This window comes from Arthrobacter sp. NPDC056493, from assembly GCF_042795115.1.
Classification (GTDB): Bacteria; Actinomycetota; Actinomycetes; order Actinomycetales; family Micrococcaceae; genus Arthrobacter.
Genome location: NZ_JBHTSL010000072.1, coordinates 1 through 26,933, shown reverse-complemented (window position 1 = coordinate 26,933; position 26,933 = coordinate 1). Strand labels below are relative to the sequence as shown.

The following is a 26,933-nucleotide window of genomic DNA, read 5'->3' as shown; positions in this document are numbered from 1 at the left end:
GACTGCTCCGTAGGTGCCCTTTTGACCGGTCAAAAGGGCACCTACGGAGCAGTCGGTCAGGTTTTAGAGCGTCGCGGCGCTGAACGTGTCGCACTGGTTGATGTCGCCGGTCTTGTAGCCCTGGTAGAACCACTTCTGCCGCTGCGCGCTGGACCCGTGCGTCCAGCCTTCGGGGCTGACGCGTCCCGTGGCGGCTTTCTGGATCCGGTCGTCGCCGACGGCGGAGGCGGCCGAGAGGGCGTCGTTCAGGTCCTGCTGCTTGAGCGGCTCCAGGAACGGCTTGCCGGTCTTCGGGTCCTTCTGGGTGGTGGCGTACCGGGTCCAGAGCCCCGCATAGCAGTCGGCCTGCAGCTCCACCCGGACGGCGCCGGAGCCTGCGCCCTGCGGGTCCTGCTGGGCCTTGTCCAGGTCGCCGAGGATGTTCTGGATGTGGTGGCCGAACTCGTGGGCCACCACGTATTCCTGGGCCAGCGGGCCGCCCGAGGAACCGAAGCGGGTCACGAGGTCCTGGAAGAACCCGGGATCGAAGTAGGCGGTGGTGTCCGGCGGGCAGTAGAACGGGCCCACCTCGGACGTGGCCGTGCCGCAGCCGGTGCGCGTGGCACCCTCGAACAGCACAGCCTTCGGCCGCGGGTACTTCACGTTGTAGTCCGCGAGATAGGCCGGCCAGAACGCGTTGAGGCTGTTCACCGTCCCGGCAATCCGGCAGTCGAGGTCCTTGTCCGCGTCGGAACCCAGCTTGCACTGGGTGAGGGGCGTTCCCGTGCTCTGGGCGGGCTGTTCCTGCCCGGTGCCCAGGAGTCCGCCAAGCAGCTGCGGGTTGATGCCGAACAGGGCCGCAAGGAGCAGGACGACGCCGCCCCCGATGCCTCCGCCGATCTTTGTGCCGCGGCCAAGTCCACCGCCGCGGCGGTCTTCCACCTGGGATGGGTCCAGCTCGACCCCGTCATTGAAGCTCATGTTGTCACAATAGTCTTCACCGCAGGGCAGTGGCGGGTTCAGCCCGGTAAAGTTGATCCGATGCCTTTTCTCAACAACCTTCAGCGTTGGGCCGATGAACGCCCCGACGACACCGCCGTCGTCGTGGCCGGAAAACGGCTCAGCTGGGCCGGACTGCGCGACGGTGCGCAGGCCGCTGCAGCCGGCACCACGGCTCCAATCACCGTCCTCGCCAAGCCCAATTCCACCCGGTTCGCGGTTGATTTCGCCGCCGCCGTTGCCGGTGACCGTGAATGCGCTGTCCTGGACCCGACCTGGCCCGAAGCCCTTCAGGACGAGATCGTCCAGCGCCTGGGAAGCGGCGTTGACCCTGTTCCCGGGAGCGCCGGCATTGAACTGGCAGACGGCAACCCTGCGGCCTCGTTCCTCATCGGTCTGACCTCCGGGACCACCTCCGTGCCCAAGGCATTTACCCGTTCGCGGCGTTCCTGGCAGGAGTCCTTCGAAGCCTCGATGGAGTTTTTCGGGCTCAGCCAGCAGGACAAAACGCTGGCGCCTGGCCCGCTGGCCGCAAGCCTCAACCTCTACGCCCTGGCCGAGTGCCTCTACGCCGGCTCTGAGTTCCACACCCTTGAATCCTTCGACGTCGGGGACGTCCACGCCGCGATCACCCACGACGGCATCACCCGGCTGGTGCTGGTTCCCACCATGCTGCGTCTGCTCAGCGAACGCGGACTGCTGGGCTGCGTGGACGCGTCGGGTGTCCGGACCATCATCTGTGCGGGCTCGAAGCTGGACGCGCGCACGCTGGAGGCCGCCCGCCGGTGGGCCCCGCATGCCACCATCTTCGAGTACTACGGCGCCTCGGAGCTGAGCTTCGTCTCCGGCGCCGGTCTGGCGGCGGGGGAGCCGTTCGCCGCCGGCAGCACCGCGATCGGCCGGCCGTTCCCGGGCGTCGAGGTGCGGATCCTGGACGACGCCGGCATGGAGCTCCCCGACGGGGCGGCCGGCAACATCAGCGTACAAAGCGGGATGGTCAGCAACGGCTACCTCTGGGGCGACGACGGCCAGGCGCTGCGCTGCTTCGACGGCTGGTTCACCGTGGGGGACCAGGGCTACCTGTCGGACGGGGTGCTGCACATCCTCGGCCGCCGCGCCGACATGATCATCACCGCAGGCAAGAACGTCTACCCGCACGAGGTGGAGCTGGCGCTGTCCTCAGTCCCCGGGGTGGCATCGGCCATTGCCGCCGGAATGGATGATGACCTCCGCGGCCAGCGCGTGGTGGCGGGCATTGTTCCGTCGCATGGCGGGGTCACGGCCACGCAGCTCAAGACCGGACTGGAGGACGTCCTGGCCAAGGACAAGCGGCCTCTGCAGTACTACGCGCTCGACGAACTTCCGGTGACGGACCGCGGCAAGGTCAGCCGCCGCCTGCTGCTCGACTGGATCGCGGCCCGTGACAGCCGGGTCCGGCACCTTGTCTAGCATGTCTTCCGGCGTGGGGCCCGTGCTCCCCGACGAGCGGCAGCCGGTGGTCATCGCCGCGCTGCGCACACCCGTCTGCCGGGCGAACGGCGCGCTGAAGCACCTGCGCTCCCATGAGCTGCTGGCCCCGGTCCTCACGGCGCTGCTTGCCGAAACAGGGGTTGGCGCGGGCGATGTGGCGGACGTGGTCATCGGCAATGCTGTGGGCGCCGGCGGCAATGTCGCGCGGCTTGCGGCCCTCGAGTCCGGTTTGCCCGTCACCGTTCCCGGCCTGACGGTTGACCGGCAATGCGGCTCGGGCCTGGACGCCATCGTCCTCGCGTCGCGGCTCGTCGCGGCCGGTGGCGGCACCTATCTTGCGGGCGGCGTTGAGAGCATCAGCACCGCGCCGCTGCGTGCGCACCGGAACGACGACGGCGAACCTGCCTTCTTCAGCCGCGCCCAGTTTGCGCCGCACGGCCATGGCGATCCGGACATGGGCGTCGCTGCCGAGAATGTGGCGAGGGAGTACGGCATCAGCCGGGTCCGGCAGGACGAATTTGCGCTCTACAGCCACCGCAGGGCGGTGGCCGCGCAGGCCGCAGGCACGTTTGTGCGGGAGACGGTGGCTCTGCCTGGTGCTTCCGGAGCGGTCACGGCGTCAGTGACGGACGACGACGGCCCCCGCCCCAAACTCAGCGAGGCCCTGATGGCCCGGTTTCCCGCGGCGTTCGTGGAGTCCGGGACTGTCACCGCCGGAAACTCGTGCTTCGACGCGGACGGGGCGGCCGCCGTCGTCATCACCTCCCTGGCCAGGGCCCGGGAACTGGGCGCTGCCGACGGGCTGGCCGTGCTGGGCACGGACACAGCCGGGGTGGAACCGCATCTGCTGGGCATCGGTGCCGCAGCCGCCGCCGCACGGTTGCTGGCCGCGCAGGCCGTGGACGCGGCAGACGTGGACTTCGTGGAATTCAACGAGGCGTTCGCCTCGCAGACGCTCGCGTGCCTGGACCACCTGGGCATTGATCCGCTCCGCGCCAACGCCGACGGCGGGGCGCTGGCATTGGGTCACGCGTATGGCGCGTCCGGTGCCGTGCTGGTCACCCGGCTGCTGGCGCAGGCCCGGCAGGAACCTGCCGCGGCCCCTGCGGGAAAGCTGGCCCTGGCCATGATCAGCATCGCCGGCGGCATGGGGACTGCGGCGCTGTTCCGCCACATCCGACTGTAAGCCGCAGGCAGGCGGCCGGCACCGTCAGAGTGTTGCCGGGCAGAAACCTAGCCGGCCTCGATGATTTCTTTGAGGTTCCTGAGCTGGGCGACCTCGGACTCCATGGTCTTCGTCACGAGGGAGTCCAGGACCCGCATGAGGACCGGCAGCTTGAGGTCAAGACTGAAATGGACCCGGGTACCGTCGCCGGTCTCCGTCAGCGCGTACCTGCCGACCGGGCGCGCCGGACCAGCAACCACCTGAAAGGCCAAGAGCCGCCCGGGCTGGGCATCGGTGATCTTGTAGTCGCCCTGCAGGGGCCGTCCCTTCGGCCCGGTCAGAGTCTGGCTGTAGACGGCACCGGATTCACCCGCCACGCCCTCCTTGAGCGCAATGCTTTGCACGCCGGTCCGCCACTTTGGATTGTTCAGTCCGTCAGCCAGGAATGCGAACACCTCCGTAGCGGGCCGGTTGATGGTCACTTCGTTTTCAGCGTGGGCCATGTGGTTCCTCTCGGGGTTGTTCGCGGGTCGCCGCCTCCCTAGTGATCCTATGGGGTGGTCCGGACGGCGACTATGGCCGCGTGCGGGCGATTTTCCGCTTCGCTGCGGGCGTGGATTTCTTGGACTTCAAAGCCGGCGGCGACGAGGTGCTGACTCATGGCGTCCACGGACCAGTAGTACGCGGTGGTGACTGCGTGCGGGAATGATTCGCCAGCCGGCCCATTGAAGAATCCGAGGAGAATGCTGCCCCCTGTCCTGATGCAACGGGCGAACTCGCCAAGAACGAGAGACACTTCGGCGGGGGGACCGCAACCTGCGTCTACAGCTGGACCACCAAGTGACTGTGCCCAGCGCGAAATAAGCAGCCGATCCTGCTCATGGGCTGTGTCAGCCGACCCGAAAAGGGCTGTGTATTCCGCCGCACGATCGGAGTAGGCGGCCTGAACCCGCACGTCTGTCACCACACGAGCCTACCGATCGATCCGGAGAATCGTGTGCGGCCTGGACGCGCGCGCTCCAAGACAGGCAGGTGCCTAGAAGCACGCCGCAACAACCACCGACAGGACTGCAAGAACTCCTACGGCGATCGCAGGTATGTTCCAGCTCGACGTGACTCCATCCGGGCCGCGGGTGATTCCGGCATAGCGGGCGTTATGCCACGCGGCCACAATGGCGTCGCGTCCGGTTACCGTCTCAGGCTGGCTGATCCGTTCGTTGCTCGGCAGGATGGTGTATGGGCGGCTTTTCAAGTCGCTGACATGCTGGAACCCGGACCCAAACGCAGTCGGAGGCGTGGGAGCACCCCAACAGACGTACCTCTTGCCGGATGCACAGATGACCGTAGTGTAGCGGACCTCGATGTCCTCGATCGCCGCGAACGGTATCCGGTGGCAGCGCAAACCGTTGATCACTTCAAACCCGTGGCCGTCAGCGCGCAGGCACGGCCGCCACTGGGCGACATAGGCGAACCACGACACCAGCACCAGCCAGGGCGCTGCGTCGGCTGCGGTTTTGGTGGCTCCGGCAACCAGCAGCCATGCGAGTGTTCCGGCAGCAAACAGCCACAGGGCCACGGCGAGCGGGCGGGCCGACGCGGGCCGGTGCGTTACGGCAGTCCGTTCCACCACATTTCCGACGCCACTGCCCTCAAGCCTCATCGGTTCCCCCATTCCCAATCCGACGCCTGCACCGACCCTACCCTTGCCGCGGTCCATCTCGTAGCCTTGGCTGAATGACAGGGGAGAACGCCGGCCGGGTAAAAGTCCGCGGGGCGGAAATCTATTGGGAGACGTCGGGGAGTCCGGCGGGGATTCCCGTGCTCTTCCTCCATGGCGGCCCCGGCGCTTCTCCGGGCCAGGGCTACCGGACCCGCCATGACGCTTCAAGATTCCGGACCATCGGCCTGCACCAGCGCGGCTGTGGGATGAGCACGCCGGCCGTCCAGGACGACCTGGGCTCCCTGCCGGCCAACACCACCCAGGCCCTGATCGGGGACATCGAGGCCGTACGCCAGCACCTCGGGGTAGAGAAATGGATCGTCACGGGGGTGTCATGGGGCAGCACGCTCGCCCTGGCATATGCGCTTCAGCACCGGAACCGTGTGCATGGGGTCGCGCTGATGGCCGTGACCACGACGAGCCGTGACGAGGTTCAGTGGATCACCGAGGGCGTGGGCCGGATCTTCCCTGAGGCATGGGCGGAGTTCTCAAGCCAGGCCAAGTGCCGGCCCGGGGAACGGGTGGTTGACGCTTACGCCCGCAGGCTGGCGGGCCAAGACCGGGACGACGCCGGGGCTGCAGCCCTGGCATGGGACCGGTGGGAGTCGACGCACATCTCGCTGGATCCGCTGTGGCAGCCCGGCGCGATGTTCGACGACGCCCGCAGGCGCATGACCTTCGCCGTTCTTGTCACCCACTACTGGTCCCAGGACGCTTTTCTCACCGGCGGGCAGGCCATCATGGAAAGGGTCCACCAGCTCAACGGAATTCCCGGCTATCTCATTCACGGCCGGAAAGACGTGAGCGGCCCTGTCATCACGCCATGGAAGCTTCATCAGCGCTGGGAAGGGAGCCGGCTCATCGTCGTCGAGAACGAAGGGCATGGCGGCCCGGAATCAATGGCCGCACTCATCTACGCTGTCGAAGACATCGCGGCTGGTCTGTCCTGACGAGACAGGCAGGGGGTATAACGGAGCCGGACACTGTGCTTTAGGCTTACTCCACATCCCGCGTCCGCAGGTCGCGGGTTGAGCCTGGAGCTGAACAAAGAGAGGCAGTTCCAATGCAGCCAGACCTTGGCCAGCGCGCCGCGAACGAGCACGCCGACGTCGCCCGGTCCTTTCTCTCCGCCGCCGAGCAGGCGCTCTCAGGCGCCGACGTCGACGCCGAACTGCAGATCAGGCTGGCCCAGGCCCACGCCACCCTTGCCCTCGCACTCGAAACGCGCGCCGCGGCATACGACACCCGGACAGCTGCTTACGTCGCATATCTGGCGACGCTGACGCCGGAAGCCCGATCGGACAAGAACCAGCACGCCGCCGTCGTCGCGAAGCTTGTCCGCGACCGCCTCGGCTTCGAAGCCGAGTAGGCGGCGGGCGAGCGACCGTCAGCTCCAGCGCTCCCAGTAATCATCGGCGGCCTGCAGGAATCGGCGCCGTCGGATTTGCTCGCCAAGGAGAGGGTAGCTGTCGGCCCTTCCCAACGGGCCTGAGGCATCGGATACAGGCGCGTAGCTGATGGCGACCAGCACCGCCAGCGCGGGTAGGGAACCAAGGTTGATGGCGGCAAGCGCGAGGCCATACCGCCGCCCTGGCGCCTGACGCCGCCGCGTCCGGAGACGGAAGCCGCCGAGGTAGGTGCCGAGCGTCGTTCCGCGGGAGTAGAGCGCCCAGTTCACTGCACTCGCCACCAGCACGAGAGCGACGGCGGCCGGGACCTGGTGTCCTGGTGCAAGAGAGTACGTGGCGGCCGCCGGCCCCCAGACAACAACAGAATCGGTGAGGAGTGCGAAAAGCAGCGAAGGCCAGTCAACTAAGGGGGCCTCCGGATCATCCATCCGCCGATTCTCGCATGCGGGGCCGGCAGCCAGGCACCGCCAAGCCGTGCCGGTTGTTATCCTTCGATGCCCGTGCTGAGGCCCAGTTCGCGCCACTGGTCCAGCTCCGCGCGCTGCGCGTCTGCGACGGCGGCAAATGCACCGTAGGCGTCCTGGCCGAGAACCAGCAGCGACGGCGGGTTGGGGCTTTCGACGACGGCGATGATCGCCTTCGCTGCCTTGCCCGGGTCCCCGGGCTGCGTGCCATGGACGGTGTCATGTTCCTTGCGGCGCTTGCCGGCCGTCTCCGCGTAGTCCGGAATCGCCGTTACGGACTGCGCAAGCGAACGGCCGGCGAAGTCGGTGCGGAACGCGCCGGGTTCGATGGCGGTGACACTGATGCCGAGCGGCTGAAGTTCCTTGTGCAGCGAACCCGAAAGGCCCTCCAGGGCCGCCTTGGTGGCGGAGTAGTAGCCGGAACCGGCAGGCGAGATGCGCGCGCCGATCGAAGAGATGTTCAGGATCGCCCCCGCCCGCTTTGCACGCATGTCCGGCAGGACTGCTTTGATCATGTCGACGGCGCTGAAAAGGTTCGTGTCGAACAGCTGGCGGATGTCGGCGTCGTCCGCTTCTTCCACGGCGGCACGGTAGCCGTAGCCGGCGTTGTTGACCAGGACGTCGATGCTGCCGAACCGGGACTGCGCCTGCTGCACCGCCGAGCTGATCTGTTCCTTGTCGGTGACATCGAGGGGGAGGGCCAGGGCGGTGTCAGGGAACTCGGCTGCGACGTCCTTCACCGCGTTGACGTTCCGTGCGGTGACCACGGCGTTGTGGCCGTGGGCGAGCACTGCCTGGGCGAGGGCCCGGCCGAGTCCCGTTGAGCAGCCTGTGATGAGCCATGTAGTCATGGGATCTACCTTCCGTTGGTGGACTGTCACCCCTCCAGCTAACCGCACTGCCGGCTGGCGCGGGAGTGGCTGTTGATACGGGTAATGGCAGTACCTCCCGGAGCGGGCAGGACCCTTCCAGAGGTGAGGCGGGACGTCAGGACACGCCGAGCACTGTCAGGACGATCAGCACGCAGTTCAGGCCGACGATGAGCGTGGCGCTGGTCCAGCCGGCGATCTTCAGCGGCGTGGAATCGGTGTGGATGCCCATGACTTCGCGCTTCCCGGTGAGCCGGATCAGCGGAATCAGCGCGAACGGGATACCGAAACTGAGGAGCACCTGGCTCAGGACCAGCGCCAGCGTCGGCTCGATGCCCGCTCCGAGGATCACCAGCGCCGGAATCAGGGTGATCACCCGACGCGTCAGCAGTGGAATTCGGACCTTCAGCAGGCCGCCCATGATGGTGGCGCCGGCGTAGCAGCCGACGGAAGTGGAGGCCAGGCCCGAGGCAAGCAGTCCGATGGCGAACACGACGCCGATCGCCGGGCCCAGTGCCGACGTCACGGCCGCATGCGCGCCGGCGATGGTGTCTGTCCCTTCCACGCCGCGCAGGCTGGACGCTGCCAGCAGCAGCATGGCGATGTTGACGACGCCGGCAAGCAGCAGGGCGCCGGCCACGTCGAACCGGGTGGCGCGGATCAGGCGGGTCCGGACCACAGGGTTCTCGGAGAAGCCGTGCCGGTCACGGGCGAGGGCGGAATGCAGGTAAATGGCGTGGGGCATCACCGTCGCGCCAAGCATGCTCGCGGCGAGCAGGATGGTGTCCGTTCCCTCGAAGCGCGGCACCAGGCCGGTCAGGGCGTTGCCGGCGTCCGGCGGATTCACGAACAGGCCGGACACAAACCCGACGGCGATCACGCCGAGCAGGATCAGGATGGCCACTTCAAACGACTTCTGGCTCCTGTTCGACTGCAGAGACAGCAGCAGCATCGACGCGAGGCCGATGATGATGCCACCGGCCAGCAGGGGAAGTCCAAACAGCAGGTTCAGTGCGACAGCTCCACCAATCACCTCTGCCATATCGGTGGCTCCGGCCACTATTTCCGCCTGGGCCCAATACGCCCGCCGGCGTCGGTTACCCAGCCGCTTGCCCAGGATCTCGGGAAGGCTCATGCCGGTGGCCAGACCCAGCTTGGCGGACTGGTATTGCACCAGCACGGCCATGGCGTTGGCTGCCACGAGCACCCAGACCAGCAGGTAACCGTAGCTCGCCCCGGCCGTCAGGTTCGCCGCCACGTTGCCCGGATCGACGTAGGCGATGGCCGCCACGAACGCCGGACCCAGCAACAGCAGGCGCGACCAGACCCGGGCAGGTGCGGTGCGTTCTGAAAGGGTCGAAACAGCCATCATTCATCCTCGTCATTGGGGGTACCGATAAGACGAGGATAGCCGAGATTTAGGTGTACCGAAAAGTAGGGATTAGGCGGGCAGGGAGATGCTGGTTCCGGTCAGTAGGCGTCCCTCCTGTGCCCTCATGAGGAGAGTGCCCCGCACACCTCGGTGTGAGGACGTGCGGGGCCTTCCTAGCGGCAGTCCCACGAATCTGTGTGGCAACTGGGGACAAGGTTCCAAAGCAATCCTTCGGACAGGCTTGTTAACAGCTGGGAATTCCCTGAGAATCACGCGGGATTGCCTGCCTGCCAGGTGCGCCGGCAGGCGGGCTCCAAGCGGCGGGCGAGCCTAGGCAGGGCCACCTGCGGAAAGCCCCGGCCGGGCCGGCTGTCTGGCGGGGTTGGACCCCCTGATCTGGGGGAGGGCGTGGCCGCCGCGCCGTTGAATCGCCCTAGTAAGCACCGGGCGCAGCCCTCGGCGCCGATGCGAAAGGCGTCCTGACCGGCAAAAACGGCCCAAGGTTTCCGTAAGGCAACGTCCGCAATCTGGCACCGTCCAATGCAACGTTCAATCAGAACGTCCACTCAACAAAATAGGCAGGTGCGTCATGAAAGCGTTCCACCCAATAAAAGCCATCGGAGGTGATCGGACGGCGTCCCGTGGAGCGCCACGGCGCCCGAAGCACGCATATGGGAGCCAGAGGAGCCTCTTCGGCGCCCCCAACCGTGTGGTCGCCGCCGGCGTCGCCATCTCCCTGGTCGCGGCCCTTGGCCAATCAGCGACCATCGCCGCCCAGGCAGTCACCGCCCCGGTTGGCCAGGGCTTCACCGTCACGGCGTCGGACCTCGCCTTCATCCTCAAGCAGATCAAGATCGCCGAGGCCCATGTGGCCAACACGACGTCGGCCACCGGCCCCTGTGGCGCCCTCATCGGTTCGGGTCCCAACCAGATCCCCGATGCGCTGACATCGTACGGTCTCCGTACGGTCGACGGATCCTGCAACAACCTCCTGGCCGGGCGTGAAACCTATGGCGCCGCTGATCAGAAGTTCCCCCGCTACACCACGCCGGTCTTCAACGATGCAGACCCCGTGCCCGCCGGTTTCGGTCCCGCCGGCCCTACCTCTTACAAGCAAAAGAGCGGGAACGTTTTCGACAGCAAGCCGCGCGACATCAGTAACCTGATCGTGGACCAGACCTCCACCAACCCTGCAGCCGTGGCTGCCGCCGGCTTCCCGGTCCGCACCCAGGGCAACGTGGGCGTTCACCCCTGCACCACCGACCCGGATCCGCTGGCCAGCCCGCCGGTGGCTGGTGTTCCGGCCGGCTGCGTGCCGTCGCACAACACGCTGTTCATCCCGAACGTCACCACCGACGTCGGCCTCTCACCACCCTACAACTCGATGTTCACGCTCTTCGGCCAGTTCTTCGACCACGGCGTGGACCAGACCGTCAAGAGCGGCGGCAACGTGTTCGTGCCGCTCCGGGACGATGACCCGCTGGTCGCCGGGCCGGACCACGTCTTCGGCAACGCCGACGACCTGCCCGCCAACCAGCGCTTCATGGTGCTGACCCGCGCACAGAACCAGCCCGGGCCCGACGGCATCATGGGCACGGCCGACGATGAACAGAATGCGACCAACACGGACTCCCCGTACGTGGACCAGTCGCAGACCTACACCTCGCACCCGTCCCACCAGGTCTTCGTCCGCCAGTACGTCAACGACCCCGACGGCAAGCCGGTGTCCACGGGCAAGCTGCTCGGCGGCGAGGCAGGCACCAATGCCGCGAACGGCATGGCAACCTGGGCCACCGTCAAGGAACAGGCAAAGACCCTGCTCGGCATCCAACTGCTGGACAAGGACGTCCTCAACGTGCCGCAGCTCGCAGTCGACCCCTACGGCAAGTTCATCCCCGGTCCCGCCCGCGGGCTGCCGCAGTTCGTAACCGCGACCGGACTCGTTGAAGCCGACCGCGCCGACAACGGCGGCCTCGGCACCCTGGTGCCGGCCAACGTCCGGTACTTCGACACCCCGTTCCTGACGGACATCGCGCACAACGCGGACCCGTCCCCACAGGACACGGACCACAACCCGGCAACCCCGCCGGTCGCGCCGGTGCCCGACGCCGACACTGTGGCCTCGGCTGACTTCGCCAGCCAGCCCCCCGGCACCTACGACGACGAAATGCTGAACGCGCACTTCATCGCCGGTGACGGCCGCGTCAACGAGAACATCGGCCTGACCACCATCCACCAGATTTTCCACTCCGAACACGACCGGCTCGTGGACGACTTCAAGAACACCCTGGCCAACGACACTTCGGTCACCGGCATCGCTGCCCTTGCCGAGTGGAAGCTGGCAGCCGGTGCTGATGGCTGGAACGGCGAACGCCTCTTCCAGGCCGCCCGTTTCGTCACCGAGATGGAATACCAGCACCTCGTCTTCGAGGAGTTTGCCCGCAAGGTCCAGCCGGCCATCCAGCCGTTCCACGTCTACCACACGGACGTCAACGCCGCGATCCACGCCGAGTTTGCCCACGCGGTGTACCGGTTCGGCCACTCAATGCTGACCGAGACCATCGCCCGCACCAACCCGGACGGGACCGACAACTCGATCCCGCTGCTGAACGGCTTCCTGAACCCGCCGTCGTACACCAACGACGGCCATGGCGGCCAGCTCACCTCGGAGCAGGCGGCCGGAGCAGTGGTCATGGGCATGAGTGACCAGACCGGCAACGAGCTCGATGAGTTTGTTACCGACACGCTCCGCAACAACCTGCTGGGCCTGCCGCTCGACCTGGCGACCATCAACATGACCCGCGCCCGTGAAGCCGGCGTCCCGCCGCTGAACGAGGTACGCCGCCAGATCCACGACGCCAGCGGTGACGGGCAGGTTGCCCCGTACACCAGCTGGGCCGACTACGGGCAGAACATCAAGCACCCGGAGTCGCTGATCAACTTCGTGGCCGCCTACGGCACCTACCCGACGATCGTCAGCGCCACGACGCTGGCGGACAAGCGGGCAGCCGCAAAGGCCATTGTTGATCCGGGTCCGGGCGCCACGCCTCCCACGGCAGACATGATCGACTTCATGAACAGCTCCGGAGCCTGGGCCAACCAGGAAACGGGCCTGAACAAGGTTGACCTGTGGGTCGGCGGCCTGGCGGAGAAGACCAACCTCTTCGGCGGTCTCCTCGGCAGCACGTTCAACTACGTGTTCGAGAACCAGCTCACGGACCTCCAGAACGGCGACCGGCTGTACTACCTGGCCCGCACGCCCGGCATGAACCTGCGCACCCAGCTCGAGGGGAACAGCTTCTCCGAGATGATCATGCGCAACACCGACGGCGTGAACACGCTGAAGGCTGACGTGTTTGCGACGGCGGACTGCAAGTTCCAGCTGGGCAACCTGGCCGGCACGCCGGCCGGCTTCACCGCCTCGGGTCCGACCGTTGCCGACGACATCACCACCACCGACTGCAACGAGAACGCGCTGCTCCTGCGCAAGCCGGACGGCACCATCCAGTACCAGGAAAAGAACACCGTCGATCCCTCGGGCATCAACGGCCAGTCCGTATACAACGGCACTGACGGCGTGGACCGGATCACCGGCGGCAACGACAACGACACATTCTGGGGCAATGCCGGAAACGACGTCATTGAAGGCCAGGGTGGCGACGACGTGGCGCTTGGCGGCGAAGGCAACGACAGGATCACCGACCTGTCCGGCGCCGACACGCTCAAGGGCGGTCCCGGCAATGACTACATCAATGCCGGCATCGGCGACGACATCATGATGGGCGGCGACGGCCAGGACTTCATGAATGGCGGCGCCAACGACAACGAGACGTTTGCCGGCCCCGGCAACGACTTCATCCGGGCCGGTGACGGTGCGGACGCTGTGTTCGGCGACGGCGGGGACGACTGGATCCAGGGCGGCTCCGGCCAGGACCTGCTCCAGGGCGACCACGGAGCTCCGTTCTTCGATGACCCGGCGCAGACCAAGCCGGGCAACGACATCATGGTCGGCCAGGTCGGCGAGAACGACTACGACGCCGAGGGCGGCGACGACATCATGGCAGCCAACGCAGCGATCGACCGGTTCGCCGGTGCGGCCGGGTTCGACTGGGCCATCCACCAGTACGACACGGTGGGTGCCAACGATGACATGAAGATCAACCAGAACCTGGCTGGTCTGCCGCTCCAGATTGTGGTCAACCGCGACCGCTGGCAGGAAACGGAAGCCAACTCCGGTTCCGCTTTCGATGACGTGATCAAGGGCGACGACGTCGTACCCAGCGCCGTGGGCGGTGCAGGCTTCAGTGGCTGCGACGTTATCGACCAGACCGGTATCGACAGGATCGCAGGCCTGGGGGACATCCTCCCGGCACCTTCCACCCCGCTGGAACCCATCGCTGCAGCTTCGGCAATGGGAGCCTGCCCGCTCTCGGGCCCGGTCTGGGGCGACGGGAACATCCTGCTCGGCGGCCTCGGCAGCGACCGGCTCGAGGGCCGCGGCGCCAACGATGTCCTTGACGGCGACCGTTACGTCCAGGTCCGGATCAGCGTCCGCACCAACCCGGCGGACCCGGCCACCGAAATCGGCAGCACCGACCTCATGGAGCACACCTACCAGGCTGGCAACACCCACACCCTGGAAGCTGATGTTGCGGCCGGCGTGATCGATCCGGGCAACCTGGTGGCAGTACGCGAAGTCATCACTCCGACGGCGGCACAGACCGCGGGCAACATCGACACTGCGGTGTTCTCCGGACCGGCGGCCAACTACACGGTCACCACCACCGGCGGCGACGGCACCCTCGGCTCAGCCGGTTCCACCACCACGGTGACCGACAACGTCGGCGCCGACGGAACGGACACGCTGCGGAACATCGAGACCCTCGCGTTCTCCGATACCGTGGTCACCAACGCGCCGGCCATCGGCGTCGCGACCGCCGGCAACGCCCGGGCCACCGTTACCTGGACCGCACCGACCGTCGGTGTCGCCAGCAGCTTCAACGTGAAGGTGCTTGACGTGACGACGAACCCGGCCGGGGTGCAGGTGGGCGCACTGCTCACCGCAGCTGGGACGGACACCAGCCTGGTGGTGACGGGCCTGACCAACGGGAACAAGTACGTGTTCCAGGTGTCGGCAACGAACGCCCAAGGCACGAGCCCGTTCTCGGTAGCATCCAACGTGGTGATTCCGGCCCCGACGGTTGAGCCGCCAGCCCCGGTAGCCCCCGGCGCTCCCACCGCCCTTACGGCGACGGCGGGCAACGCGGCAGCCACTCTGGCTTGGACCGTCCCGGCCTCCGACGGCGGTGCTGCGATCACCGGCTACGAGATCCGCACGTTCGTCGGTGCCGCGACCACCCCGGCCAGGACACTGACCGTCGGAACCGGCACAGGCGCCGTCGTGGACGGGCTGATCAACGCCACCGGCTACACCTTCGACGTGGCTGCGGTCAACTCCGCCGGCACCGGTGCAAGGTCGGCCCGGACGGCAGTTGCCACGCCACGGGCGGAGTTCGTCGCCCCGACGATCACCGCACGGACCCCGGCCGCCGCCGCAAAGTCCGTCAGCCAGGCCAACAACCTGACTGTCACCTTCAGTGAACCTGTAGCCAACGTCGGGACGGGAACTGTGGTCCTGCGGCTCGGCAGCACGATTGTCCAGTCGGGTGTGACGTACAACAACGCGACCAGGACAGTTACCGTCAACCCGAACGCCAACCTGCTCGCGGACCGCACGTACAGCCTGGCTGTCTCGTCGATCCGAGACACGGCGGGCAACACGATGGCATCCACGTCCTGGACGTTCACCACCGGACCGGCCCCGACACTGACCTCGGTCAGCCCCGGGATCTCGGCACGGGGCGTGTCCCGGACGGCTAATGTGACCGCCCGCTTCAGCGAAGCGATCACCGGCGCCAGCACGGGCACAGTGGCGCTGCGGCTGGGCACAACGGTCATTCCCGCTGTGGTGAGCTACAACAACGCCACCCGGACAGTGACGCTGAACCCGTCGGTGACGCTGGCGGCAAACCGGACCTACACGATGTCGATCTCGTCAGTAAGTGACCTGGCCGGCAACCCGTTCGTCCCGCGGAGCTGGACCTTCACCACCGGAACGCGGTGATCAGGAGGAGCCACTGATCCGCAGTAACCAAGGAACGGGGACCGTCTGTTGCAGGCGGTCCCCGTTCCTTGTGCTGTGCTGCTGTATGCTCCACCGGCCATAATGGCAGTGTGGCTTCCTTCTCGCGGTTTCGGGCACTCGCTGCCGTTGCTTCGGCCACCGCAATGGCCATGATGTCCGCTGCGGGCTGCGCACCTTCCCCGGCCGGGGAACCGCCCTGCTTTCCGCCGCCCTATTCGGTGAGGCCTTCAGAAGCCAGGCCGGGGGACAGCGTCACCGTCCAGGCACAGGATGCGGGCTGCAATCCCCGCTACGGCGGGAACGCGCGGATCCAGATCAGCGTGACGGATTCCGCGGGCGCGAAAGTCATCTACGCAACTTCCGCGATGAACGACGGCGGCGGCTTTACTTACACTTTCGTCGTCCCCGCCCGGACCACTAAAGGCCAGGCGGCGGTCACGGCGGTGCCGTACAGCATCGACTGGTGCGACGACACCGGCAGGAACAACCGGGTGGCCGGGGCCGCCGTCGTTCTCCTGCAGCGCGCGTCGTGTGTATTGCCGGTAAAGCCCCTGACCATCAGGCGGTAGCTTGGCTGGCCTAAAGGGTCAACAGGCCGGCCGATTCACGCGTGTTTGCCTGCCGATACCTCGGCAGCTTTGCTCTTCGCCCTGATGAAAGACTGCTCCGCCGCTGAAAGCTGGTGTTCGCCATGCTGATCCTGGGCGACGTGGCCGCCCGAGACCTGGTGAACCACGTTCGCCACGGTCCGCGGAAGAACCACGCAACCGGGGTTGTCGATAAGCCACTTCTTCGTGACTTCATCAAGCCCATCCCACCACTCAACAATCGGCCGTTGGCCCATGAGGTGCTCCTCGGATTTGAGACCCTACATAAATTGACAGCCGCCGCCGGGGGCTCGCGCCCCGGAGCGCCGCATGACGTGCAGAACCCGCCAAACAAACACAGCCTATGGAATTCACGAATTTCTAAATTGGTAATCAGTAACGAGTTTGGTCCCGATGCCGGGAGGGGTCAAGAGGCATGCGTAACGTCGCGCAACCCGGCAGTGAGGGCCGTCCTTGACGCCCAGACACTATGCGGAGGAAGCGGCCGTGGAGTACCTTTTACACGCCCGAACGGCCCTGCGGGGTCGGCCGGCAGCGGCGCTGTTTCCCGTCAAAAGGAGTCTCGGATGGCACGAAGGATAACCGGCCCCTTGGCTGATTTCGGCAGCCGAGACCTTGCCGCCGCCGGAGGGAAGGGTGCAGCCCTGGGTGAACTGCTGCGGCACGGATTTCCGGTGCCTCCTGGATTCATCGTTACCACGCACGCCTACCGATCGCTCCTCGCAGAAACAGGGCTCGGGGCGGCCATGGACGGCATGGATCAAAACATGCGCGACGGCGGCGCCCTCCGCGCGCTGTTCGCCCGCTTTGTCATGCCCGCACCTTTGCGGACGGAAATTGGCGCGGGTTATGCGGCCCTGGGAGGAGGCGCCGTTGCAGTCCGTTCCAGCGCCACCGCCGAAGATCTGCCCGGGGCGGCGTTCGCCGGCCAGCAGGACACGTTCCTGAATGTCGTCGGCGAGGAGGCTGTGGCCAAGGCGGTTGCTGACTGCTGGGCATCGCTCTGGACCGACCGGGCCATTGCCTACCGGCAGCGGCAGGGGATCGACCCCCGCGAGGTGACTATCGCCGTCGTCGTCCAAAAAATGGTGCCGGCCGACGTCGCAGGCGTCATGTTCACGGCGAACCCGGTCACGGGTGAGCGCGGCGAGATCGTGGTGGACGCCAGCCCGGGCCTGGGGGAGGCGGTGGTCTCGGGGAGGGTGGTGCCCGAACACTATGTGCTGGACCGCACGGGCAGGATCCGCAGCTTCCGTCCGGGCGGCGGCGAGGTGGTGATCAGACCGGACGCAGGCGGCGGCACTGTGGAGCAGCCCGGCAGCCGCAGCCCGGTTCCGTCCCTGGCCGTGGACCAACTGCGGGAGCTGGCTGACCTGGGCCGCAGGGCGCAGGAGCACTTCAGCCGGCCGCAGGATATCGAGTGGGCGCTGGCCGGCGGCCGGGTCCATGTCCTGCAGTCGCGGCCCATGACGGCGCTGCCGCCGCAGCCGCTGCGGCTCAACCCGGTCCAGCGGCGGGTGGGGCCGTTCTTCATCGAAATGTTCCAGGAACGGCCCTACCCGCTGGATGTGTCCGGCTGGATGGAGCAGGGGATCCTGGCCATGCTGCACCGGATGGCCGGGAGCGTCGGCGTGCGGTTCCCCGGGGTCGGGGAGCTGCTGCCTGAGGAGGACGGGGTGGTGGTGCAACTGGTGCCGCCGGTCCCTCGGTTCACCTTCCGCACCTTGGCAGCACCGCTGTCCCTGGCCCGCCGAGCGCGGCAGTTCAAGTTGGCCAACTGGAAGAACGATTCGCGGTTCACCACCTTCCTTGAGCAGGTGGACCGGCTCAACGCACGGGACCCCGAACCCATGCGCTGGCCAGAGGTTGTGGGCGTTGCGCGGGAGTCTTTCGCCACGATGCGGGGCATCACCGACCTGCGGAGCTCCTACTTGCCCGGCGTCTTCCTGCCCATGCTTCGGCTGCGCCTGATGCTCCTGCTGCTGGGCAGGGTGAGGCTGGCCTCCGCCCTGGTCGCGGGTGCGGAAACCATGACGAGCCGGGCGAACCGGTCCCTGGAGCAGCTGGCCGCGATGGTCCGTGCGGATCCCGGGCTGGCTGCCGCCTTTGCATCATCCGACGGAACGGCCTTGCTGCAGCTTGTGGAACAGGACCCGTCGCACGCCGCCTTCCGTGCGGCGTTCGCCGGGTTCCTGCGCGAATACGGGAACCGTGAGACGGTCAGTGTGGTCCTGAGCAGCTCGCCCACCTGGTCCGACGCCCCCGACGTTGTGCTGGGTCTGGTCAAGGTGCTCCTGGGCCAGCGGCCCGCCACGGCCGACCAGACCGGGGCGGCGCTGGCGGAGCTGAAGCGCCATCCGCTCCTTCGGTTCGGTCCTGTCCGGCGGCAGGTGCTGGCCGCCGTGGACGACGCCCGGGCAGGCATGGCGTTCCGCGAGGACAGCCACTTCTACGCCACCAAGGTCATTCCGCCCATGCGCCGCGCGTACCGCGAGCTTGGCCGGCGCCTCGTTGCCGCCGGCGTGGTAGACGACGTCAAGGACGTCTACCACCTGCGGTTCGGGGAGCTGGAGGCAATAGCGGACGACAGCGGCGCGCTGCCGGCTTCCGTCCGGCAGCGTTACCGGCCGCTCGTGCAGGCCAGGGCGGCCAGGCGCCGCGAACTCGAGGGGATTCCGCTGCTGGACACGGCGCTGCTGTTCAAGGACCGCCGCAGTGCTGCCGGCGTTCTGGTCTCCGGCACCCCGGCCAGCCGCGGCCGTGCCGAGGGGCCGGTGCGGATCGTCAGGGGACCGGACGAGTTCGGCCGGCTCCACAGCGGAGACGTCCTCGTTTGTCCGTACACGAATCCTTCCTGGACGCCGCTGTTCCAGCGCGCGGCCGCCGTCGTCGTCGACATGGGAGGGCTCGGCTCCCACGCGGCGATTGTGGCGAGGGAGTACGGAATCCCCGCCGTCATGGGAACCGGCACAGGCACGGGCATCCTGGCCGAGGGGCAGCGCGTCATTGTGGACGGCAGCGCGGGTACCGTCTCAGGGGCCGAATAGGGCCCGGAGAGCGGCCGGTTACGGGCCGGCGCTGTCATACTTTCGCTATGAAGGTGACGGGGCGGCTTTCGCCGGACGAGTTTTGGGACGAATACGGGCGCATGGAGGACCTCGTTCGGGAGTCCTTCGGCGAAGTGACCTGTTACGGACTCAGCCAGTGGCCCGGGCCAATCGCCGTAGGTGAGTGGGACCTCGGCAGCAGCCCGTCCGCGGCCGTGGGCCTTGAGTATGGTTCAGGCGAAGCGGGCCGCACGGTCCAGGTCACGACCACCAGTCAGGATCCGCGGCTGACCATTGCCCACCGCCGGCTGATCCTCGATGGCCCTCCTGCCAGCGGAGAGGACTTGTCACGACGCCTGGGGCGGCTCACATCGGAGCGGGGCGAGGAAGTGTCACTGCCGGTCGACGGCGCGGAAGTGCTTTTCGAAGTGTGGCGTGACGCCGGCCGTTGGTGGGCCGCCGGCCACCATGATGGCAAGAGCCTGATCCTGGAGGGAACGCCGGAACTGGACCTCAGCACCGTCGCGCTGCTGCGTGTCTCTGACATCGAGCCGTATTTGCAGGGCCGCCGGGCACAGATCCGTGCCGCCCGCGGTGAGCTGTAGCCGAGTCTGCATTGCCGAGATCGGTGGTGCGGTACTGTCGGCGTCATGCGTGAATCCGGAGCGGGCTTGAAGGGTGCGCGGAACCGTTTCCTGCGAATTCCTACCGTCGCGCTTCTGTTGGCTCTCTCGACGGCGTCCTGCGCCTCGGACCGAACCCAGCCAGATATGACAACACGCGAGGCATTCGCCAGAAGCGTCGTGGCGGCTGCCGCCTCCGGGTCCGTCGAGCAGGTCGAGAAGCTCGTGCCGGAGGTCTTCGTCATCGTCCGACCGGACTCGCAGCGTCTGGTCGATACCGTCCGAGGCTGGGACCCGGAGAGCGTTGAGCTCAGGTTCAGCAACGACTTCCCGGAATTCGCAAGGGTCGAGGCAGCGAAACCGGGTCAGCCGGCGGGTGCAGAATTTACGATCTCGTGGGGCGATGGGCACTGGACCCTGGTCATGGGGACGTCAAGCTACAAGCCCAGCGGTAATGCAGTTCCTGGCACTCCCGGCACGTCGAACCAATAGGCCGCCCCCAGACACTCGGGCTGGTGCTAAAGCGCATGACCATTGCCGCCGCCTTTACCTCTAATCTTCCGGAAATGACCGGATGATTCCTGATGGAAATGCTTCGAGCAGTTTTCTCCTGAGCTTTTTGCTGGCCTTCCATTCATCCATGTTGAGCTCCGAGCTTCTGCCTCTTCGGTCCATCAGTGAGACGCAGCCGCAACTGCGGTCACCAACGACGGCGACATCGGCCAAGGAGACCGTCGTCGCTTTACCCGAAGCGCGCCGGATCAAACGTGTTGGAGAAAGCGTCAACGTGGCCCCGGAAGACTTGTGGCGCCACGTTGGATGCCCACCGTCACTTTCCTCGGCCGGGTGGTCAGCTTCGGTGTCCTTGAGTGGCTGCCAGATCTCGTAGCCATCTATCGCGAGTCCAAGCTTTGCAGCGTCCGTCTTGCGAAGCTTCACGGACTTATCGAGAGCGATGATCAGCGAGCCCGAGCTGTTTCTCAGCATCTTCGTGAGTTCGGCAGCGCTCATGATTGTCGCCTGGTCGAGCAATTCCTGCCGGTCCGGAGTGCTCCGCCCGAGCAGTCCGTCAATTGCCAGTTGATCCAGGTAGTCCTGGGGAACGTACTCGTCCCACCCCAGCTCAGATACCAATGCATTACGGGCGGACTGGGCGGCGTCCTTGCTGAATCCTGCTTCGGCGATGCCGCGGAGGGTCAGTACGCCTTCCTGCAAGGCCGGGACGGTGTTTGCCTGGACGGGATCAAGAATGAGATCGAGTTGACTCAGGCGGTCATCGATCGGGGTTGTGAAGTTCTCAACGGAGTAGATCAGTCCGCGTGAATGCCGGAGCCGGGCCAGCAATTCATACCGCAGAGCTTCGCAGAGGAGACCGGCATCGCGGGAGGGCACCAGTAGCGACACTGCGATACCCCGCTTCCGGGACTTGATCAGTGTCGGAGCCGTGACGAGCGGTGGATCCTGGTGGTGTCTGACGGGCACACCCGGGGGCAGGCGGATGTCCAGCGAGGCGGGCAGGGGACCGGTGAACGTAACGGCGGCGTTCCCGGCGGTGAGCCACCGACCGGCCCATTCGATGGTTTCAGCTTTGGTAAGGCCTGCGGTGGCAGGCGCCCCGAAGTGCGCGGCACCCACTCCGTTCGTTCCGAACCGGTAGGTGAGCAGGCCGCTGGAGACAGTACTGAACTTGTGCGGGTCCTCGGCCTCGAGAACGAACTTTTCGAACGTGAGGTCCTCGTCCGTGACGGCTTCGAGTGTCAAGGCGGCAGCCGCGATCGCGTTGAGGAAGCCAGCGACGTCCTCTGGCCGGCCCGAGGCATAGAACTGAAGAGAATCCGTGGTCACCGTGCCGCCGTGCAGTACCGTGACCGGTTGGACCCTGCGGAGCAGCAAGTGCTCAACCAGATGGGTGATCCCAGCCTGTGCGGGCGGCTCATCGCGCATTCCGACACCGAATATCAAGGTGCCAGTGCAAAGGCCCTTCCTGTCCAGCCAGTAAGAGGGCATCCCGTGGTGGGAGGTTATATTTACCGGCTGCATCATGGGCGACAGTCTTGCAGACTGTGAGCCGGGCTGACCGGTGCTTGGCATGGATGTTTAGGGCAGACTGGTGGCGTGAGCGGAATCCGGTGGGTGCTGCACGTCGATCTCGACCAGTTCATCGCGGCGGTCGAAGTGCTCCGCCGGCCGGAGCTTGCGGGCAGGCCGATCATTGTCGGCGGCCGGGGCGACCCCACGGAACGGGCTGTGGTGTCGACCGCATCCTACGAAGCCAGGGCGTTCGGCGTCGGGTCCGGAATGCCCCTGCGCATTGCGGCCCGGAAAGTGCCCGACGCTGTGATCCTGCCCGTCGATCATGAGGCTTACCTCGCGGCGTCTGAAACGGTGATGGCTACCCTGCGCGCACAGCCCGGCGCCACCGTGCAGGTGCTGGGTTGGGATGAAGCCTTTGTAGGCACTGAGACAGAGAATCCGGAAGCCTACGCCCGGCAGGTGCAGGCAGCCGTACTGGAGCGAACGCAGCTGCATTGCAGCGTGGGCATCGGCGACACCCTGGTACGGGCCAAGGTGGCCACCGGTTTCGGTAAGCCGGCCGGCGTCTTCCGTCTCACTGCCGGGAACTGGCTAGACGTCATGGGGAGCCGGCCCACCAGGGACCTGTGGGGCGTCGGAACCAAGGTGTCGGGCCGGCTGGCCAAACTCGGCATCAACACAGTCGCCGAGCTGGCCGCGTCCCACCCCCAGGACCTGGTCCCGGAGTTTGGCCCCAGGATGGGTCCCTGGTACGCGGAGCTGGGACGCGGGGAGGGCGCGAGCGTGGTGGACGACACCCCGTGGGTTGCCCGTGGACACAGCCGCGAGACCACCTTCCAGCGCGACCTGACGGAGCCTGCCCAGGTGGACGACGCCGTGCGGGAGCTGACAGCGCACGTCCTTGAGGATGTGGCGGCCGAAGGACGCCCCGTGACTGGGCTGACGCTCAAGGTTCGCTACGCGCCCTTCTTCACCAAGACCCACGCGAAGAAGATTCCCGGGACCTTCGACCGGAAGGAAATCCTCTCGCGTGTCTTGGACCTCGCAGCCGCAATCGAAGCCGGCCGTCCGATCCGGCTCTTGGGCCTGCGGGCCGAAATGGCAATGCCCGACGATGCCCGAACGGGACATACGCCGACCCGCGGTGGTTGGTGACGGCGTCGTTCTTTATTTTTGAGCTGTCCGGCCCGTTCGCGTGCGGAACCTCCGCCTCGACAGTAGCCTTCTCACTCGGGACAGGTTTCGAAAAAAGGAGAGTCGAATGAGCGAGAAGCTGCGTTGGGGCGTTCTGGGCAGCGCCCGCATCGTCCGCAAGACAATTCCGGCATTACAGGGAGCGAGAAACGGTGAGGTTGTAGGTATTGCTTCCCGCACCGAGGAAAAGGCGAAGGAATACGCCGACAGGCACGGCATCCCGCAGGCGTTTGGCTCCTATCAGGCGCTGCTCGATTCCCCGGACATCGACGCCGTCTACATTCCACTGCCGAACGCAATGCATCTCGAGTGGATTCTAAAATCCCTGGACGCAGGCAAGCACGTCCTGTGTGAAAAACCCTTAGCGATGAGTGCCGCCGAGGTTGCGGAAATTGCGCGCAAGGCCGACGAGACCGGGCTGAAAGTCCTGGAAGGCTTCATGTACCGCTTTCACCCGCGTTTCGAGAAGCTGCAGGAGCTGCTCACTGCCGGTGCCGTGGGCAAATTGACGTTTGTCCACGTCGGCCACTCCTTCGACGCGGGCGGGGACGACAACATCCGCTGGTACTCCGCGCTCGGCGGCGGCGCACTTTTCGACACGGGATGCTACTGCGTCAACGTCAGCCGGATGGTCACGTCACAGGAGCCTGCTGAAGTCGCCGCCTTTGGCAACTACCGCGACGCCAACGACGGCGGCCAAATCGACACCAGCATTGCAGGCATGCTGCGCTTTCCCGGCAGCGCCACCGCGCTTTTTGATACCGGAGTGAACCTCGAACGCCGCAACTTTTTGGAACTGACGGGCACCGAGGGCAGGCTCTACCTCGACAATCCGTTTGGGCTCTTGGAGGAGGACTCCGTCCTGGAGGAGCATCACTTCGGGCAGGACACCATCCATCACCAGGTCAAAGGCGAAAACCATTTCGTGCGGATGGCCGAACACTTCGCCGACAGCGCCCTAAACGGTACGCCGCTCCGCTACGATCTCACGGACGCGGCAAACAACGCGCGGGTGTTGGAAGCTCTCGACGCGGCAGCGCGGAAACAAGAGGGCGGTGCCTGATTGTTGCACGCAGTCGTTCAGGAGGCCAAGGATGCCGGAGTCTGGGTGTTCGGCGGCGGCATCGATGAGAGCATCCCGCCGTGATGGTCGACGGCGACGGGACCGTTAGCGAGGGCACTTACCTCAGACGACGCAGCTCGAGGGCGGCTACTCGGTGCTGGAGCTGCCCTCGCACGATGCCGCCGTGGAGTGGGCCGCGAAGATCGCGGTCGCCTGCCGGTGCGCGCGGGGGGTTCGCGCTTTCCATTACGGCCCCGCCAGCCAGGTTCTCGGCTAGGTGCCATCTTCTGTCCGCACGGGATCAGCAGCGGCGCAAGGGTGTGAGCCCTACGATCTCGAGCAAGGTCGGCCAGACGATCATGCAGGCTCGGCACTGGAGCTAATCGCTCCGCCTTGGTAGCTTCAACGTATGGCCATCAAACTTGAGAACGTCGGTATCGCCGTCCGCGACCTCGAAGAAACAATCGCCTTTTTCACCGACCTGGGTCTCACGGTCGTCGGCCGTGACACGGTCAGCGGCGACTGGACCGACACCGCCGTCGGGCTTGATGGCAATCACGCCAAGATTGCAATGCTCCAGACCCCGGACGGCCATGGCCAACTGGAGCTCTTCGAATACATCCACCCCAAAGCGATCGAGACGGACCCAACGCGTCCCAACGACATCGGCATGCACCGCGTGGCCTTCTCGGTCGACGACATCGACAAAGCCCTTGAGATAGCTGCGAAGCACGGATGCCGTCCGCTGCGCGGCGTGGCGACCTACGAAGACGTCTACAAACTCACGTACCTCCGCGGTCCCAGCGGAATCCTTGTGATGCTCGCCGAGGAACTGAAGAAAGGCTGACGCCCGGATCCGGAACCCGGATGCCGGGCTTCGCTGGCTGCGCGGTCAACTCTGCTGGCGGTGCTGCCCCAGCACGTCCCGGGCGGTCGTCCATTTCCGGGTGCCGTACCTGTCGTTGTTGGTGTAACGCAGCTTCGCATCGCCGCTGAACATGCTGGCAAAGTACTGCATGCCCTGCCACGGCGGGAACGGCTCGGCGGAAGCTGGCATGAGGGCTCTGACCGCCCGGCTCATAAGAGTCAGGGAACCCACGCTGCCCGCGTAGAGGAGCCGGAACTGTGTGCCCGTCAGGTCGGTCATCGTGGATGCCAGGGTCCTCGCCGTGACTTGGTCCCCGGCGATCTGGAGGACGTGGGGCGCCCGCTCGTCGAGGGCTGCGGCGGCGGTGTAAGTGGCGGTGTCGTCTTTGGTGGTGAAGTCGAGTACCTGGTCGGGGTCGGACCAGAAGAGCACACGCTGCCGGGAGAACAGGATCATTGGTGCCTGCCCGGTGAGCATGTCGGTGAAGGCGCCGCTGAGGATCGATGTGCCCCGGATTTCGGTCGCGTCCAGTTCCTGTGCGAAGTCTCTGCGGAGCTGCAAGTTCCGGTTGGTTCGGGGCCGGATACCACGGTAATCGATGGAGAAATCGGAAGGGATAAACCGGGGCACACCCGCCGCGGCCGCCGCCTTCAGCAAGCGCGATTGAGCACCCAAGATTGCGCTCTCGGGACCGTTGACCGCGGAGACCACGCAGGCAACATCCGTGCACGCCCTGCGGAGGCCGTCCGGATCGTCATAATCCGTCTGGATCACCTCGACGCCCCTGGCGTGTAGCTGTGCAATCTGCGTTGCGCTGGTCTTTGCTCGTGTCAGGACCCGAACGGTGGCACCCAATGCGACCAGACTCCGCAGGATCCGTCCGCCGAGATCGCCGGTGGCACCGGCAAGAAGGACCGTGCCCGGAGGGGGTGCCGCTGCGGTCATGCTTCACACCCCAAGTGATGTCCGGTTGAAAAGTCGATCATCGGCTAAAGACTACCAACGGGCGTATGCGCTTTCCGGGTTTGACGGCTCGGATAGCTAATTCGCAACTTGAAATGGCGGTTGCGTCGTCGCGTACCCGCTCAGATCGGTTAACGGCGCAGCCGATAGCGCAGGTGAAGCACCCGGTTGCCCTGAATCACCACGTCAGGATCCTCCAACAGGTGCTGCGCGTGGACCGACCCGAAGTAGCGCTTGCCGGACCCGAGTACGACGGGTACGACGTCCATGCGAACCTCGTCGATAAGGCTCGCGGCAAGAACCTGGCCACCGACGTCGCCAGCAGCGACCTCGACCGTGCGGTCACCCGCAAGCTCGCACGCCTTGGCCACGGCTGTCTCGACGCCGTCGACGAAGTGAAACGGCGCCTCGGGGTCCCAGCCCTCGGGCTCGGGACGGTGCGTCACGACGATCACGTGGTCGATCCCGCCCGGAGGCTTTCCGTCCCAGCCGTCCGTCATGTCGAAGACGTGGCGGCCGACGACGGTCACCCCGATCTGGTCCCAGTACGGCCGGGTGTAGTCGTAGGATGTCTGCGATACTTTCAACACGCCGCTCTCGTCCAACGGCACGTCACCGCTGGACAACCAGTCGAACAGGGGTCCGGGCTGGTCGTTCTCGTCCGCGATGAAGCCGTCCACCGACACCGAGCCGTACATCACCACCTTGCCCATGGGGCGCTCCTTTGCTTTGAGGTGCCCCCACATTAGCGTGCCGTGAGCTGTCGCTCTTGTAAGAAATCAATCGGCCGGCAGCGGCCAGCTGTCCAGCACGTGGCCGGCATGTTCGCGCGGGAACCCCGAACGGGACAGTTGCAGAGGTCTACTCCACACGACGAGCCGCCATCCCTCATGGAAGATCGAGTGGCCGCACGGCGGATGGTTACGAGCCTTGAGGGCGAT

23 protein-coding genes are annotated in these 26,933 nt (G+C 66.2%); 12 read left to right on the top strand and 11 right to left on the bottom strand.

Annotated features, from left to right (window positions below; all coding sequences use genetic code 11):
* Positions 1–63 precede the first annotated feature (63 nt).
* The gene (locus tag ACFQ50_RS21635) at positions 64–960 is read right to left on the bottom strand and encodes a neutral zinc metallopeptidase (protein WP_377997678.1); all 897 of its coding nucleotides are present in this window, start codon (positions 958–960) and stop codon (positions 64–66) included.
* A 60-nt stretch (positions 961–1,020) separates the two neighbouring features.
* Between ACFQ50_RS21635 and ACFQ50_RS21630 the strand changes: the two genes are divergently transcribed.
* Entirely contained in the window at positions 1,021–2,427 is a 1,407-nt protein-coding gene (locus ACFQ50_RS21630) for a class I adenylate-forming enzyme family protein (protein ID WP_377997677.1), read from the top strand.
* 1 nt (position 2,428) lies between these two features.
* Complete coding sequence (locus ACFQ50_RS21625) at positions 2,429–3,634, top strand: thiolase family protein (RefSeq protein WP_377997676.1); 1,206 nt, start codon at positions 2,429–2,431, stop codon at positions 3,632–3,634.
* Positions 3,635–3,681: 47 nt separating this feature from the next.
* On the opposite strand, the gene ACFQ50_RS21620 is transcribed toward ACFQ50_RS21625, so the two are convergent.
* The 3 genes from ACFQ50_RS21620 to ACFQ50_RS21610 all read right to left on the bottom strand — a co-directional run bounded on the left by ACFQ50_RS21620 (position 3,682) and on the right by ACFQ50_RS21610 (position 5,273).
* On the bottom strand, positions 3,682–4,116 hold the full coding sequence (locus ACFQ50_RS21620; RefSeq protein WP_377997675.1) for an SRPBCC family protein: 435 nt from the start codon (positions 4,114–4,116) through the stop codon (positions 3,682–3,684).
* A gap of 47 nt (positions 4,117–4,163) precedes the next feature.
* On the bottom strand, positions 4,164–4,409 hold the full coding sequence (locus tag ACFQ50_RS21615; protein ID WP_377997674.1) for a hypothetical protein: 246 nt from the start codon (positions 4,407–4,409) through the stop codon (positions 4,164–4,166).
* A gap of 240 nt (positions 4,410–4,649) precedes the next feature.
* Positions 4,650–5,273: a hypothetical protein gene (locus tag ACFQ50_RS21610; RefSeq protein ID WP_377997673.1), complete on the bottom strand. Its 624-nt coding sequence runs from the start codon at positions 5,271–5,273 to the stop codon at positions 4,650–4,652.
* Positions 5,274–5,347: 74 nt separating this feature from the next.
* Here ACFQ50_RS21610 and ACFQ50_RS21605 point away from each other — a divergent pair, with 74 nt between their 5' ends.
* Both ACFQ50_RS21605 and ACFQ50_RS21600 read left to right on the top strand, forming a co-directional pair.
* Positions 5,348–6,283: an alpha/beta fold hydrolase gene (locus ACFQ50_RS21605; RefSeq protein ID WP_377997672.1), complete on the top strand. Its 936-nt coding sequence runs from the start codon at positions 5,348–5,350 to the stop codon at positions 6,281–6,283.
* 113 nt (positions 6,284–6,396) lie between these two features.
* Positions 6,397–6,702: a hypothetical protein gene (locus tag ACFQ50_RS21600; protein WP_377997671.1), complete on the top strand. Its 306-nt coding sequence runs from the start codon at positions 6,397–6,399 to the stop codon at positions 6,700–6,702.
* Between the two features lie 18 nt (positions 6,703–6,720).
* Here ACFQ50_RS21600 and ACFQ50_RS21595 read toward each other — a convergent pair whose 3' ends face one another.
* The 3 genes from ACFQ50_RS21595 to ACFQ50_RS21585 all read right to left on the bottom strand — a co-directional run bounded on the left by ACFQ50_RS21595 (position 6,721) and on the right by ACFQ50_RS21585 (position 9,444).
* Positions 6,721–7,170 (bottom strand): hypothetical protein, encoded by a 450-nt coding sequence (locus ACFQ50_RS21595; protein WP_377997670.1) that lies wholly within the window; start codon positions 7,168–7,170, stop codon positions 6,721–6,723.
* 56 nt (positions 7,171–7,226) lie between these two features.
* Complete coding sequence (locus ACFQ50_RS21590) at positions 7,227–8,057, bottom strand: oxidoreductase (protein WP_377997669.1); 831 nt, start codon at positions 8,055–8,057, stop codon at positions 7,227–7,229.
* A 136-nt stretch (positions 8,058–8,193) separates the two neighbouring features.
* Positions 8,194–9,444 carry an Nramp family divalent metal transporter gene (locus ACFQ50_RS21585; protein ID WP_377997668.1) on the bottom strand — a complete coding sequence of 417 codons (1,251 nt, stop codon included), beginning with the start codon at positions 9,442–9,444 and terminating at the stop codon, positions 8,194–8,196.
* 592 nt (positions 9,445–10,036) lie between these two features.
* On the opposite strand from ACFQ50_RS21585, the gene ACFQ50_RS21580 reads away from it, so the two are divergent.
* On the top strand, positions 10,037–15,571 hold the full coding sequence (locus tag ACFQ50_RS21580) for a peroxidase family protein (protein ID WP_377997667.1): 5,535 nt from the start codon (positions 10,037–10,039) through the stop codon (positions 15,569–15,571).
* A 110-nt stretch (positions 15,572–15,681) separates the two neighbouring features.
* On the top strand, positions 15,682–16,161 hold the full coding sequence (locus ACFQ50_RS21575) for a hypothetical protein (protein ID WP_377997666.1): 480 nt from the start codon (positions 15,682–15,684) through the stop codon (positions 16,159–16,161).
* Between the two features lie 35 nt (positions 16,162–16,196).
* On the opposite strand, the gene ACFQ50_RS21570 is transcribed toward ACFQ50_RS21575, so the two are convergent.
* Complete coding sequence (locus ACFQ50_RS21570) at positions 16,197–16,436, bottom strand: hypothetical protein (RefSeq protein WP_377997665.1); 240 nt, start codon at positions 16,434–16,436, stop codon at positions 16,197–16,199.
* A gap of 330 nt (positions 16,437–16,766) precedes the next feature.
* On the opposite strand from ACFQ50_RS21570, the gene ACFQ50_RS21565 reads away from it, so the two are divergent.
* The 3 genes from ACFQ50_RS21565 to ACFQ50_RS21555 all read left to right on the top strand — a co-directional run bounded on the left by ACFQ50_RS21565 (position 16,767) and on the right by ACFQ50_RS21555 (position 20,362).
* A complete protein-coding gene (locus tag ACFQ50_RS21565; RefSeq protein ID WP_377997664.1) occupies positions 16,767–19,247 on the top strand; it encodes a PEP/pyruvate-binding domain-containing protein in 2,481 nt (826 codons plus the stop codon).
* A 47-nt stretch (positions 19,248–19,294) separates the two neighbouring features.
* Positions 19,295–19,852: a hypothetical protein gene (locus ACFQ50_RS21560; protein ID WP_377997663.1), complete on the top strand. Its 558-nt coding sequence runs from the start codon at positions 19,295–19,297 to the stop codon at positions 19,850–19,852.
* 165 nt (positions 19,853–20,017) lie between these two features.
* On the top strand, positions 20,018–20,362 hold the full coding sequence (locus ACFQ50_RS21555) for a hypothetical protein (protein ID WP_377997662.1): 345 nt from the start codon (positions 20,018–20,020) through the stop codon (positions 20,360–20,362).
* 60 nt (positions 20,363–20,422) lie between these two features.
* Here the strand turns inward: ACFQ50_RS21555 and ACFQ50_RS21550 are convergent, their stop codons facing one another.
* Positions 20,423–21,913 (bottom strand): hypothetical protein, encoded by a 1,491-nt coding sequence (locus tag ACFQ50_RS21550; RefSeq protein WP_377997661.1) that lies wholly within the window; start codon positions 21,911–21,913, stop codon positions 20,423–20,425.
* A gap of 90 nt (positions 21,914–22,003) precedes the next feature.
* Here ACFQ50_RS21550 and ACFQ50_RS21545 point away from each other — a divergent pair, with 90 nt between their 5' ends.
* The 3 genes from ACFQ50_RS21545 to ACFQ50_RS21535 all read left to right on the top strand — a co-directional run bounded on the left by ACFQ50_RS21545 (position 22,004) and on the right by ACFQ50_RS21535 (position 25,008).
* Positions 22,004–23,059, top strand: a complete 1,056-nt coding sequence (locus ACFQ50_RS21545; protein ID WP_377997680.1) for a DNA polymerase IV — start codon at positions 22,004–22,006, stop codon at positions 23,057–23,059.
* 106 nt (positions 23,060–23,165) lie between these two features.
* Positions 23,166–24,161, top strand: coding sequence for a Gfo/Idh/MocA family protein (locus ACFQ50_RS21540; protein WP_377997660.1), 996 nt, complete (start codon positions 23,166–23,168; stop codon positions 24,159–24,161).
* Between the two features lie 409 nt (positions 24,162–24,570).
* Positions 24,571–25,008 carry a VOC family protein gene (locus ACFQ50_RS21535; protein ID WP_377997659.1) on the top strand — a complete coding sequence of 146 codons (438 nt, stop codon included), beginning with the start codon at positions 24,571–24,573 and terminating at the stop codon, positions 25,006–25,008.
* A gap of 45 nt (positions 25,009–25,053) precedes the next feature.
* On the opposite strand, the gene ACFQ50_RS21530 is transcribed toward ACFQ50_RS21535, so the two are convergent.
* On the bottom strand, positions 25,054–25,974 hold the full coding sequence (locus tag ACFQ50_RS21530) for an NmrA family NAD(P)-binding protein (RefSeq protein ID WP_377997658.1): 921 nt from the start codon (positions 25,972–25,974) through the stop codon (positions 25,054–25,056).
* Positions 25,975–26,123: 149 nt separating this feature from the next.
* Entirely contained in the window at positions 26,124–26,705 is a 582-nt protein-coding gene (locus ACFQ50_RS21525) for a dihydrofolate reductase family protein (protein ID WP_377997679.1), read from the bottom strand.
* Positions 26,706–26,933: the final 228 nt, after the last annotated feature.